The organism is Bacteroidota bacterium (genome assembly GCA_016194975.1).
Lineage (GTDB): Bacteria > Bacteroidota > Bacteroidia > Palsa-965 > Palsa-965.
In genome coordinates, this window is record JACQAM010000006.1 from 16,917 (window position 1) to 29,506 (window position 12,590).

The window sequence follows — 12,590 nt, forward strand, 5'->3', positions numbered from 1 at the left end:
GTTAAACGTTTGTTCCTTCATTGATGTAATACGGATAAACAATATTTGATCGCGTGTTGTTGGAAATAATAGTGAAGTTCACGGTGATCTCAACTTTTCCTTCGAGCGGTTCAATGAGTACGTCAACACTATCAAGATCTACGCGGGCTTCATAAAGAATGATCGCCTTACGTATGATGGCGGTTACAAAAGGCCTGAAGCCGGCATCCATTGGTTCGAATATCTGGTTGTGAAGATCAGCGCCGAAGTCGGCAAGCATCACACGTTCTCCTAACGTTGTTGAAAGAAGTATATAAAGCGACTGCTGGATGTCTTCCTCTGCTTTTACAAGCGCGATTGTATTTGTTCCGCTTATGAACGTTGGAGGAAAAGACCATCCTTGTCCGAGAAAACTTCCCGTTCCAAATATTTCCTGTAATGTTTTTTCGTCGGCCATTTGCTTTCTTTTTATCCGATCATTACTGTTGGCTGCCCCACTGCCGAAGATGCGCCGCAAACGCAAGTGTCACCAACGCGCAAAGCAGGCTTGTTATTGATAAGAACTGTTGTGCTTCCAATAATGAAAGGCGAAGATGTAATATGTCCAGTATTCGGCGGGATAGGACAAACATGATTGTCCCCCATGACCGCGGCCGGTTTGTTATTGATGAGAACGGTCGGAACACCAGGTCCCACGATGGTTCCACCATGTGTTGTTGTATCTCCTACTGTTGCTGCTGCTGGCATGATCGTTTGGTTTAATTCAGTTTCAACATTGTTCCTTTAACTGCTGTTTGTCCGCTTGAAGAGAATTCTGCGCCGGCAGTCCCCTGTGCTTTTAACTGTGCGCTGGATTTTACGGTAACATTATTCGTCCCTTCGATATTTATTTTCCCTTTCGCTTTCATGTTTATATCCTTCGGCGTATCAAGGAGAAATCCTTTATCATCCATCACCATTTTATTTTTATTCTGGTCTTCAAGCGTAATGGATTTCTTCTTGTCATCGATCGTAATCGAATTCTTTCCTTTAGTAATTACCGTGATGATCTGGTCTTTGTCGTTTATAGTTATCTCTGTTCCTCCCTTGGTGATCCATCCCTTCATCTTATTGTCGCCATCCGGTTTGAGTTTATCCGGCACTTTATTTTTTTTGCTGTAAAGCATTCCGAGTATCACAGGATCGCGCGGATCATCGTTTACAAATCCGAGAAGCACTTCATCATCTTTTTCCGGACGTATTAAAATTCCACGCGCATTTCCCGCATCTGCGGCAACGATCCTCGCCCAAACTCCTTTGTCTCCTTTATCTATAAGAGGAATGCGTACACGCACACGGAATTCACCGCCATCCTGATCCACAATGTCAGTTACTATTCCTGTTACTAGCCCGTTTATAGAAGGTAACAATCCAGCGGAGGGGCGATCAACAATGTTGTCATAGCGTTCGTAAAACCATTCTTCTGAATATCCGAACATAATGTCTGAATACCAAGGTGAGTTAACGCTGTACCCTTGTGTAATAGAAGAAACAAAAGCTGCACCATTGAAGCGTTTGCCCATTCCAGCAAGATTGATAACATCACCGGGTTTAACCGCATGAGTACCGAAAATCCGGATGCGGCCTTTTATTTTCGACATCTGGCTGCGAAGTAATTTCGCTTTACCCCACGCAGCAACTTCTTCATCCAATAGTTTTGCAGGGTTCTGCTGAAGAAAATCAATGGAGCCAAGAACGTCAGAAAGTTTTTTTGAAGTAAGATTTCCTTCTTCAGGACTCACCATCGGACCGGTTGCCGTTCGCTCTACAACTTCCTGTTTTGAATAATCCCAATACTTACTGATAACATCGGCATATTGATCTCGTGCATCCATTTCAGCTTCTGCGTCAACAATATTATCCCCGTAAGTAAGATTCAGAGAATCACCTTTAACAGCGAATTCCGGTTTTTTTACTTTTACTTTTCCATCCTCAATAAACAAAAGAAGTCCATTGACTTCAGCGCGCGATGCGATGAAATCCCAATCGGTTGAATAGTACTGAACCATTTCTTTGTGCGAGGCCTCTGTAGTATCAACTTCTGCCTGGAGTCCGTTGTCCTTTATGATTTTCTCAATAATCTCGCTGTCCTTCTTATCTGCAAAATATTTATTTTTTCGGTTGATGGTCATTTTAATACTCTTGTCTTTCAGCTCAAGTATCATTGTTGAAGGTGCTTTAAGCGGTGCTTTGATCGATTGTTTTATTATAATTCCTTTAAAAATAACCTGGGGATTGTCACCATAACCGCCTTTAATAGTGACTTCTTTTCCCGGAATAAAATTTTCTGTGTCACTTAATTCGAAATCTCTTTTGGCGGCATCACCATCATATAATACAACTTCAGCCAAAGGAATACGATTGACTCTTTTGCTTATCATAAGAGAGACAAGGCCATATTTCATGGTAACATCCTGTCCATTTACGGTTACAATGAAATTCGGTTTGGACAGTTTGTCGTGACCAGGTATGATTGTTGACTCACTCATTATTCCGCTTTATTGGTAGGTGGAAGAATTAAATTTTGCCCGGGCTGGAGTTTTCTGTAATTCATAAGGTCGTTTGCTGCTGCTATCTGCAGATAAAAAGATTCGCTACCATATTCGCTTTTTGCAATATTGTAAATGGTATCTCCGGCTTTTACCAAATGAATTTTGGTGATATCAGGGGAGAATAATTTGTTTTTCCTCTGAGACATCACATGATTATTAGTCTCGATAAAAGTGCAGGAGACTGTTGCCCTCAATGGAGAGCCATCTCTGTTGAAAAGAGAATAATTGACAGTGGCAGATTGAACTTTGCATTCTAGATAAAGTCCTTCACCCCAAATCACTTTGAGAAAATTCGAATCATGCGTTTTAGATTCAATCTTCATAAGAACTTTGAAAAGAATCTCTATTGCTTTCGATATGTTGACTTTACCATTTTCCAAACCTGATATGGCAGTAGAAAAACCCTGAACACTGGTGTTCGATTCAGTTGCCAGGACATTTTGTGGCGGAGAAGCTCCGGTTCCATCAAGTAATAATTCAACGCTTACCGTTGGATTCTGTTTGTTTTTATCCTGTGTAGAATTGTCGCTACCATTCGCAGTTTTCATTTCCTGAACATCCTGCGTATGCGACGTTGAAAGTGTCGAAGGATTATACATTGCAACAAAAGCAGTGCCTGCAAGGGTGTCAAACTTATCACTCGTGTATGGAATGATCGTAAGTTTCGCAAGCGCGTTATTTGTTGCCATGACTAACGGTCCTTTTTATCGGTGATCATTCTTTTTAATTGCTCAATTATTTCCGCTTGCATTTCATGCGTTTCACTGGCGGTTTTTGTAATCTTCTCACCCTGATTCTTTTTATCTCCGGGCTGAGAGGTTACGAAAGCGCGTACTACGAGTTCTTTTATTTCTATCGGCATAATTTGTAAAATTGAAGCTAAATGGCAACTCTTTGATAGTACTGGTAAGTAAGGATGATAGTTTCTACAGCAATTTTATTTCCGCTTGCGTCGAACGATTCTATATTCCAAGCTTTAGGCCATGCATTGACAAAATTCCATTGGGCTATCGGAGTATGGCTCTCATCAAGTAAACTCACTGTCACATTTTTCGGATCGAATTGAAAATTCTCAACGGCATCTTTGAACCATTTGATCAATGCGGATCCAAGCAACATTCCTCTTTTCAAAGTGAGGTCTTTGTAGGATATTCTGTTCGGCAGGTGATGAGTAAATACATTTTCTCCTCCCTCGGCATGATCCGTAACTGGAATATCTATACTCAAGCCATCCACACTCTGGAAGCCAATGTCATTTCCAAAACCGGCAATCTCCACCCTGAAGTGAAAACTAACCGGCGGATAAAATTGTGTACCGCCTGACATAACGAATTCAGATTAAAAGATTAGGAAGCGGCAATTTCCCATGATTCAAGACAAACTTCAAGACTTTCCACTGCAATCTCATTACCTGTAGCCTTGAACGAGGCGCCTTCTATTTTGCATGGCCAGCAATTATTTAAAGTCCATGTAAAGATTGGCGCGTGTGTTTCATCGAGGAGTTTCATGGTGAGCGTCCGACGATCGGGCTTATCAAGATTCGTTGCGTTCAGCCAATCGTAGAACTGGTTATCACCTTTTCCGTACCCGCGCTTCATTGTTATATTTCCCACTTTGTGCATTCCTGGAATTTTTGATACGAAATAGTTAGGAGAACTTCCTTCACGATACTCGATAGGTTGACGTTCCTGGTTGAAGCCGGTGACTTCTGTGAAACCAATACGATTACCGCCCCATTCAAGTTGAAAATGAAATACCGGTACGGGATAAAATGGTGTAGTTGCCATAGTTATTTTGTTTTTGAAATTTGGTTTTTGTTTTTTGAGTTGTTGTTTTTATTTTCAGTTATTAAGCTTCCTGTAATTTGTGCATGAATTGCAGGATAATGAATTCAGCAGGGCGAACCGCCGCCATTCCAACCTGAATGATCAATTTACCTTCAAGAATATCCTGTGCTGTCATTGTTTCTCCCAATCCCACTTTTACAAAGAACGCCTGTTCCGGTTTATCACCTGCAAGAGCACCTTGTCTCCACAAATCGGTAAGGAAATTTGAGATCATTGATTTCACACGAAGCCAGGTATTTTTGTCGTTAGGTTCGAACACGACAAACTCACTTGCTTTTTTGATCGATTCTTCCGCAAAAATGAAAAGGCGACGAACAGGAACATAGCGCCATTCATTGTCATTCCCAGCGAGTGTGCGTGATCCCCACACGAGAATTCCACGACCGGTGAAAGAACGGATAGCATTGATGGATTTTCCTGAACTTGAATCAACGTTCATACCTCCCTGTTGTTCTTCAGTTATGGCTATAGTGGGAGAATTAACCAGATTAACGCTGACGTTAGCAGGCGCTTTCCAAACACCTCGGTCATTATCAACAGAAGCGTAAATTCCAACCATTGCGCCTGAAGGAGGAAGTGTAAGAAGGTGGCTATTGTTGATATTTGAAATGATTTGCTGATAAAGAGAAAAATTAAGAGCCTTAACAGAAGTAGCAGAACCATCATTCAATGGTTTATTTACTACAGCTAAAACAGAAGGATCATTCCCATTATAATTTGCACTTGGAATCGTAGATGTGACCTCATTTATACCAAATGGAAGTCCGGTCTTAAGGAAAGGCATATAAGAAGCTCCATATTTAAGATTATTAGAACCAAATATTCCCCTGTAAGTTGTAAGTGCGGCTGTTGTAACATCATCAACCGGATTATCAAATACTCCAAAACGATCCTGAAGTTTTGCGCATTGTATTAATACATCATTTAGAAAAGTTCCATAGCTTCCAGACAGGCCGCTTCCAATCATGTCAGGACTCAAAATAAGTGTTGGTTCATCTACTTTCTCAAGAGCATCAAGAGCATTTTTAATGTCAGTGGCATATGACAAAGAATTAGGATAAATTCCCGAAGAAACTACATAGCAAGGACCGCCTCCATTACCAAAATAGAGTTGCATGCTTTGAAATAGATTGAAAGATTTTGGGCCTCCATTAAAGGCTGAAGAAATAACCCGACTTGTAATTGGAACAGTTGCAGGTGTATCAACGATGGTGATATCGAATGTTTCAAGATAGGGGCCACCGAAATTTGCTACATATTCTATCATGGAGGTAATTCTCACAGGAGAATTTGCTGTTCCCGCTGCGGTATAGCCAATGAAAGCCGGAATAGCTGTTGATACAGGGGCGATTGATGGTGGAAGAGTTGAAATTTCCTGGATGTAAACTCCCGGAGTATTGAAAGTTGTTGCCATTTTTTTTGTTTTATTTTTTGGTTAGTATTATTTATTAAGCTTCCTGAAGTTTATGCATGAATTGAAGTATGATGAATTCAGCAGGACGAACCGCTGCAAGACCTACCTGGATGATCAGTTTTCCCTCGAGAATATCCTGCGCAGTCATCGTTTCATTCAAACCAACCTTTACGAAGTAAGCCTGTTCAGGTTTGTCACCCGTGAGAGCTCCCTGCTTCCACAAGTCGGTAAGAAAATTGCTGATCATGGATTTAACGCGCATCCATGTATTCTTGTCGTTGGGTTCGAAGACCACAAATTCAGAAGCGTGGCGGATGGAGTCTTCAGCGAAAAGAAAAAGACGGCGTACGTTTATGTAACGCCATTCATTATCGTTGCCGGCAAGTGTCCGTGCTCCCCACACCAGGTTTCCTCTTCCGGCAAAATTTCTTATTGCGTTAATTGATTTTCCTCCTACAGGATCAATGTTCAGATCACCCTGTTCGGAATCAGTAATTGTTACGCCAAGACTATCTACTACGTTAACGCTAACATTAGCAGCAGCTTTCCATACGCCACGATCATTATCGACAGCGGTATAGGTTCCAGCCATAGTTGCAGAAGGATATAGTATTAGAGGAAATGTTTGCAGGGCGCTAGTAATACGACTATACAGAAGTGTATCTGGGAGTATTCCCGAAACGCTTAGTGAAACAGTTACGTCAGATGTAGTTGCTGGGCCTGTAACGGCAATGGAATTTGGGATTCCTGCAGTTTTTGTCGTAACAATAACATCTGTTGCGACTGTCGCTGAATATGTTGAATTTAAAAGTGGATTAGTATTAATTGCAGACGCGATAGCGCCAGCACTTGCAATGGATCCACTTGGAGCAATTGAAATACCGCCGATCAGTAAATCGACTGCGTTAAAAGTGGAATTAAATGTAATATGAACAGAAGCGAAAATTCCGTTTTTTACAACATCGAGGGTATTTGTATTAAAGGGTAATGGTGGAATTAAAGCAGAAATAGTAACGCTCGAGTCTAAATAAGCAAATGAAAGTCCAGATTCGAGTGAAGGATAGTAAGCTGCACCATATTTCAGATTGTTTGCTCCCACGTTTGAATTTCTGAAATCCTGAGCATCGTCAAATACTGTGTTGCCGGAACGGACTAAAACGTCCATGATGGAGAAACGATCTTGCATTTTCGCACAATGGGCGAGCATCTCATTGTAAATATCTCTTCTTCCATTGTCGTCTACATCAGGTGCGACTGCTTCAGGAACAACAATCATAGAGATTTCATCGACCTGTTCTGCAAATGCAATTGCTGCCTTCAAATCGGCAGCGACAATTGAAGGAGATGTATTATAGTGACCTACGGTGATTATGTAGCACGTGCCGCCGCCATTTGCAAAAAACATCTGCAGATCATAGAAAAGACGAAATTGAGGTTCCGCAGGGTTTGTAAATGCGATTGCAATATCCGATGGCGTTCCCGTTAGTGTTACAGTAATATTTTCATTAAAAGCGCCACCAAAATGCTGTTGAAACTCAATAAGAGAAGTAACACGAGTCGGTTTATTCAGATCCCCACTTTCAGTATACCCGACAAACACCGGAATCGCCGTGGGCACTGCTGCTACCGAAGACGGTAGTGTTTGTATTTCCTGGATATATACGCCAGGGGTCTTTGGAAAAAGTGCCATATTTTATTTTGATTTTAGTTGATGAATATTTTTAGTTATCAGAAGAACGTGCCGGAATTATTCCGCAAGAACTTTTTTATGTGCTATTGTCAATTGTACTGATCATGGTTATGCGATTACAAAAATTTCTGAGACATCCGGATCTATAATTGGTGTGGGTTGTGCGGCACCAAGACGATCCGAGTCAACTCCTGTGGTAAGAGCATTTGAAAGGCCGGGTAAAACTTTTATTCCCACTCCGGAACCACCGGTAGCACGTTTGAAAAGAGTTATCGTATTTAAAGCTGTCTCGCTGAAAGGAATCGGAACAGTAGATTCCATAATAACAGGATTCTTTCCGTTGATCTTCATCAGAGAAGTTGGTTGACCGAATGGCTGAGTAGTTGGGTCAACAGCGTTAAAAGTATATGCCGGTACAACTTGATCGTCTTTAACGGCAAGATCAAAATTTGACGGATCAATTTCTTTTGGAATGATATAATATCTCCATGTTGTAGAGCGAACATCAAAAGTGTACTCAAAATTGAAAAAATCTTTTGGGTCATTACAGGAGTCATAAAGTCTGGCCGAATCGGAATATTTTATTCGGGCAAGGCCGAATAAATTCTCTTTCGCGAGGTCAGAATCTACATACAGGATCGCAGAATGTTCCAGGGTATTGAAGCCATCTTTTGCTTCGATTGTATAAATTCCTTTGGGTTGTTTCGTCAGATCGATTGCGACAGTATAAGTGCCGTTGGTCAGATCCACAACAACAGGGGTCACTGTAATAACAGGTACTGCAGAACCTTCCGGAAAAACTTTTACAGTAAGATCTGCTGTAAATCCTGGCGTGCCGGGTAAAAAAGAATAGGTGAAGGAAGAAGGCCTCAATTCATCGATGAGAGATGGAGAAAAGGGAATATCTGCTGGTGTTGTAAGGCCAGCATTCGCTTCAAGGAAAAATATTTTTCCGGAATTATAAGCACCTCCCTGATTCAAATCGGTAACATTCAGAAAATAAGGAATAGCTTCCTGTTTCAATCTGAGAACAAAAAGAAATTCAGAAGAGCCAGTTAGTGGCACTAATGGTTTCTGAATCGGCGTAACGGGTGCTGCATCAAGATAGGCTTCGTAAAATGTAATAAAGCCACTTCCGTTTTTTATAAAACGCATTTTATTATTCCTGATCAATAGCGCACACTCTTTCGACGGGAACAATTCAATTTCATTATTCACATTGAATTTATTCTCCGTGACGAAAAAATCGTGTGACAGCTCCACAGAAAACGCTTTATTATATATTACAGAAATCATTTATCAATTCGATGAAGTGGTGATATTGAGATTAGTGATAGGTGGTTGCTGATCGAGCAGGAGTTTTTCCTGATAGGTAAGCATTCGCACCTTATAAAGAACTGAAGGCAGGTATTTCGCACCGACCACCGTCCAGAAATTGTACTGCTGCTCAAAAGAGTAGGAGTGAATTTCTACAACAAGTTTTTGTAACACTGCAGGAAGAAGCGGCGAATTATCAGTCGTGAAAACATATTTTCCCTGGAAAAAACTTATCACGTATGAAAGCTGTTTTAATCCTTCGGCGTAAATACCGGTTGTATTAACTGCTCCACCTGCATCGCCGGAAGCAAAATTAGCACTGATAAGAACGTAGAGATTGAGTTTGATATTCGGGTTATAATGTTCGATGTCGCCTTTCTCATTCCTGAAAGCAGTTTGTTGTTCCTTAAAAACGCGCTCCTCTTCAATATTGATAAGAGAAAGCCCAAGTGTTTTAGGAGGAATTGCCCAGTTACCATCTTCAGCAGCCACATTGGTCAATACGATCTCAGTCGCCATTCCTGAAACAGGGGCATTCTTCAAAAGGAGATAAGAGTTTATCTCGTTCGTCAAAAATTCAAGTGCTTCACCTATCATTTTGCTTTCTTAATAGTATTATTCAAAAACCTGTACCAACTGCCTGTTTACACCAACACTCTCATCTGTGAAATACCATTCAATATCTTCCACTCGTTTCGTGAGGACACCCGAGTCATAGGTATAAGTGTAGCTACAGTGCACTGCGAGATCGGAAAATTCATTTGTGCCGGCGTCATAATTCATGTAATACTCTTTCTGGTCAGGTGTGCCATCTGGATTGCTGATCACTTTTTCATGCGTGTAGAAAGTGAAATCAAGATCGCGGGGATCTTCATTACCTCCTGTGAGCATAAAATTCTTACCAAATATTTCTGTTACTTCTTTCATGATGCGTTATTATGAATATGTAAGAACTAGTGTGGCACCTTCCATTTGCATGGCACCCGTCCCTCCGTTTCGCTGAATCATGAGCGAATAGGTCTTGCCACCACTTAGTACTCCGGCTGCAAAGCTGAATGTCTGTTTGGTCCACACATTGCCTGTTGATACAACTGCGTTATCAGTACCAGCAACCGGAACAAATGTTCCAGAGAGGTTGTTGTTCCAGTCAAGCAAAGCAATTCTTCCTGTTGACCCGCCGGTAGTATTGTAATCAATGATGAGTTTGGTGGTAAAGGAAACTGCAGATGGAAAAATATCTGTGGTATTCGGAATAGTTACTTCAAGCCCGATGCGCCCCCATGTGTCGGCAGGATTTGTAATCGCGTAAGCTCCGTTGAACGTAATAGGAACCGTAACAACTTTTACCTGCGAAGGAACTGCTGCGAATTTTGCATCAACATAATTTTTTGTGGAAGCATGAAGACTTGCAGTAGGATCTGCAGAGAGCGTGAGAAAGCCGGACATCGTATCGCCGCTCTTACTCACTTTCGTATTCGCACTCGTCTGCACCGCATCTACATATTGTTTGGTCGCAGCACCGAGAAGAGCTGAAGGATCGGCACTGAGCACCAGTAATCCTGTCATTGTTGATCCGCTCTTCGCAACTTTTGAATCAGCGTATTGCTTTGTTGCGGCGCCGAGATCAAGGGAAGGATCAGCGTTGAGAATGAGATCACCTGTCATTGTCGATCCACTCTTCGCAACTTTTGTATCAGTGTACTGTTTTGTTGAAGCGCCGAGAGCAGCAGAAGGATCACCGCTCAGAAGGAGCAATCCACTCATGGTATCACCAGTCTTGCTGACTTTATTATTGACGTTCGTTTGAACCGCATCCACATATTGTTTGGTCGCAGCACCGAGAAGAGCAGAAGGATCGGCACTGAGTACTAGTAATCCTGTCATCGTCGATCCGCTCTTCGCAACTTTTGTATCAGTGTATTGCTTTGTTGAGGCGCCGAGATCAAGGGAAGGATCAGCGTTGAGGATAAGGTCACCTGTCATTGTCGATCCACTCTTCGCAACTTTTGTATCAGTGTACTGTTTTGTTGAAGCGCCGAGAGCAGCAGGAGGATCACCACTTAGAACAAGCAATCCACTCATGGTATCACCACTCTTGCTGACTTTAGTATTTACATTAGTTTGAACTGCATCAACATATTGTTTGGTTGCAGCTCCGAGAGCAGCAGAAGGATCAGCGTTGAGGATAAGATCACCCGTCATTGTCGATCCACTCTTCGCAACTTTTGTATCAGTGTACTGTTTAGTTGCTGCGCCAAGTGCACTGGAAGGATCAGCATTCAGGATAAGGTCGCCCGTCATCGTATCGCCGGACAGATCCACTTTTCCGTCAAGTTGCGCTTGGGCAGAAGAAGTCAATCCGGAAATGTATCCGAGTTCGGTAGGTGTAACAGATGAAGACACAATATTCTTCGAAGCATTTACATAAGGAACCGTGGATGCTGTAAGATTCGGTGTGTTGATCGTTGCCGAACTTATTTTAAGAATGGTCGAAGTGGTTTCAATCGTTCCGGTGGAGAATACTTTTACAGATGTCTGCGCATTCACAACCTGTGCGATATCTGTAGTCGCAGTGAATCCGCTTCCAGTATTGGTCTTTAATGTTACTTTTCCAAGAGTGTCGGCTCCGGGTTCAATAAGGAGTTCTCCATTATCAGCATGTTTGAGTGTGACCACACCGGTCGTCAGAAGTAGTGTAGACTCATTTTCATTGCCGCCATCTGTAGAAAGTTCAATGCTGTCATTCGTCGCACCGAAATTAATCTGCGACTTATTCGCAACGGCACTCCTGAAGACCTTTGTATTATCGATAGAGACGCCGTCAGTCTCATTCGACAGGACACTGTCACCCAATGAATGGACTCCATCAGCATAAGGAATGCGATTGACAGAAAAAGTAAGTTCATCCTGCTTGGTAGCGAGACCTGATTCTAGGTTAGCCTGAACTTCTTCAATCGCATCCTGAACATTGTCTGTTTGTATTTCAGGAGTCGGATCAAAGACAACATCAATCGCTTTAACGGGCACACGCGACTGACTCACTTTTTGCCACACAGCACCACTGAAAATTGCCCAATCGCCAATAACCCAATCGTTGATTCCATCTAGCGTTGTGTTTTCTGAAGGAATCGAGCTTGCGTCAGAAACAACATAATAAAAACTCTGTGTTCCTACACCGCTTGCTAGAGTAGGAGTATTTGTGATGGCATTCCAGGTACCCGCGAATACCGGAGATCCCAGTGAAGCAATCACTTGCCATTTCATCGGATTGAAAGGACCTGTTGTGTTAGCAATACATTGATAAACTGCATTGCTGTAAATCGCTGCATCACCAATGAGATAATTTTTTAATTGATCATAAGTGCGCAAGCCGAGTAAGTAGCGATCGTCTATGAGATTCGCCGTCGAACCGATCAATGTTGCAAATTGCGCCGCAGTTGGTTCGTCGCCCGACTGGAAATAACTTATGAGAATGTCTTTGGGTACTACAGGAGGCATTTATATTGGGATTATTTTTTATCCGGCTTCTTCAGAATTATTTTTGAGTTTTCCAAAGATGCTCTATTCAGAAATCTTTTGCACGGACAGATTTTCAGAACAGTTGCTTGAAAAAAATATTAACCAAAAATGTAAACGGTTGACTGAGAACTATAAATACGTTTTGTAGAAGTTCTTTTTTTACAGCAACATTCTGAGAGCTCTTCCAAAAAAATCGTTAAGATTTGTCTGTCATTTTTTGGAATGAAAAATGG

Annotated in this window: 13 protein-coding genes; all 13 read right to left on the reverse strand. The window is 41.8% G+C overall.

Features of this window, described 5'->3' with window-relative positions:
* Nucleotide 1: 1 nt before the first annotated feature.
* The 13 genes from HY064_03735 to HY064_03795 all read right to left on the reverse strand — a co-directional run bounded on the left by HY064_03735 (nucleotide 2) and on the right by HY064_03795 (nucleotide 12,336).
* Nucleotides 2-436: a GPW/gp25 family protein gene (locus HY064_03735; protein MBI3509750.1), complete on the reverse strand. Its 435-nt coding sequence runs from the start codon at nucleotides 434-436 to the stop codon at nucleotides 2-4.
* Between the two features lie 11 nt (nucleotides 437-447).
* Nucleotides 448-726, reverse strand: a complete 279-nt coding sequence (locus tag HY064_03740; GenBank protein MBI3509751.1) for a PAAR domain-containing protein — start codon at nucleotides 724-726, stop codon at nucleotides 448-450.
* Nucleotides 727-737: 11 nt separating this feature from the next.
* Nucleotides 738-2,507 carry a type VI secretion system tip protein VgrG gene (gene vgrG, locus HY064_03745; protein MBI3509752.1) on the reverse strand — a complete coding sequence of 590 codons (1,770 nt, stop codon included), beginning with the start codon at nucleotides 2,505-2,507 and terminating at the stop codon, nucleotides 738-740.
* Nucleotides 2,507-3,259: a LysM peptidoglycan-binding domain-containing protein gene (locus tag HY064_03750; GenBank protein MBI3509753.1), complete on the reverse strand. Its 753-nt coding sequence runs from the start codon at nucleotides 3,257-3,259 to the stop codon at nucleotides 2,507-2,509. The genes vgrG and HY064_03750 overlap by 1 nt, the downstream gene beginning before the upstream one ends.
* Nucleotides 3,260-3,261: 2 nt before the next feature.
* Complete coding sequence (locus HY064_03755; protein MBI3509754.1) at nucleotides 3,262-3,432, reverse strand: hypothetical protein; 171 nt, start codon at nucleotides 3,430-3,432, stop codon at nucleotides 3,262-3,264.
* A 17-nt stretch (nucleotides 3,433-3,449) separates the two neighbouring features.
* Complete coding sequence (locus HY064_03760) at nucleotides 3,450-3,896, reverse strand: phage tail protein (GenBank protein MBI3509755.1); 447 nt, start codon at nucleotides 3,894-3,896, stop codon at nucleotides 3,450-3,452.
* Nucleotides 3,897-3,916: 20 nt separating this feature from the next.
* On the reverse strand, nucleotides 3,917-4,357 hold the full coding sequence (locus HY064_03765) for a phage tail protein (GenBank protein MBI3509756.1): 441 nt from the start codon (nucleotides 4,355-4,357) through the stop codon (nucleotides 3,917-3,919).
* A 61-nt stretch (nucleotides 4,358-4,418) separates the two neighbouring features.
* Complete coding sequence (locus HY064_03770; protein MBI3509757.1) at nucleotides 4,419-5,831, reverse strand: phage tail sheath family protein; 1,413 nt, start codon at nucleotides 5,829-5,831, stop codon at nucleotides 4,419-4,421.
* A 34-nt stretch (nucleotides 5,832-5,865) separates the two neighbouring features.
* A complete protein-coding gene (locus HY064_03775; protein MBI3509758.1) occupies nucleotides 5,866-7,521 on the reverse strand; it encodes a phage tail sheath family protein in 1,656 nt (551 codons plus the stop codon).
* Between the two features lie 108 nt (nucleotides 7,522-7,629).
* Nucleotides 7,630-8,784 (reverse strand): hypothetical protein, encoded by a 1,155-nt coding sequence (locus tag HY064_03780; protein ID MBI3509759.1) that lies wholly within the window; start codon nucleotides 8,782-8,784, stop codon nucleotides 7,630-7,632.
* Nucleotides 8,785-8,820: 36 nt separating this feature from the next.
* Nucleotides 8,821-9,435, reverse strand: a complete 615-nt coding sequence (locus HY064_03785; GenBank protein MBI3509760.1) for a DUF4255 domain-containing protein — start codon at nucleotides 9,433-9,435, stop codon at nucleotides 8,821-8,823.
* 18 nt (nucleotides 9,436-9,453) lie between these two features.
* On the reverse strand, nucleotides 9,454-9,765 hold the full coding sequence (locus tag HY064_03790; protein ID MBI3509761.1) for a hypothetical protein: 312 nt from the start codon (nucleotides 9,763-9,765) through the stop codon (nucleotides 9,454-9,456).
* A 9-nt stretch (nucleotides 9,766-9,774) separates the two neighbouring features.
* Nucleotides 9,775-12,336 carry a hypothetical protein gene (locus HY064_03795; protein MBI3509762.1) on the reverse strand — a complete coding sequence of 854 codons (2,562 nt, stop codon included), beginning with the start codon at nucleotides 12,334-12,336 and terminating at the stop codon, nucleotides 9,775-9,777.
* Nucleotides 12,337-12,590 lie beyond the last annotated feature (254 nt).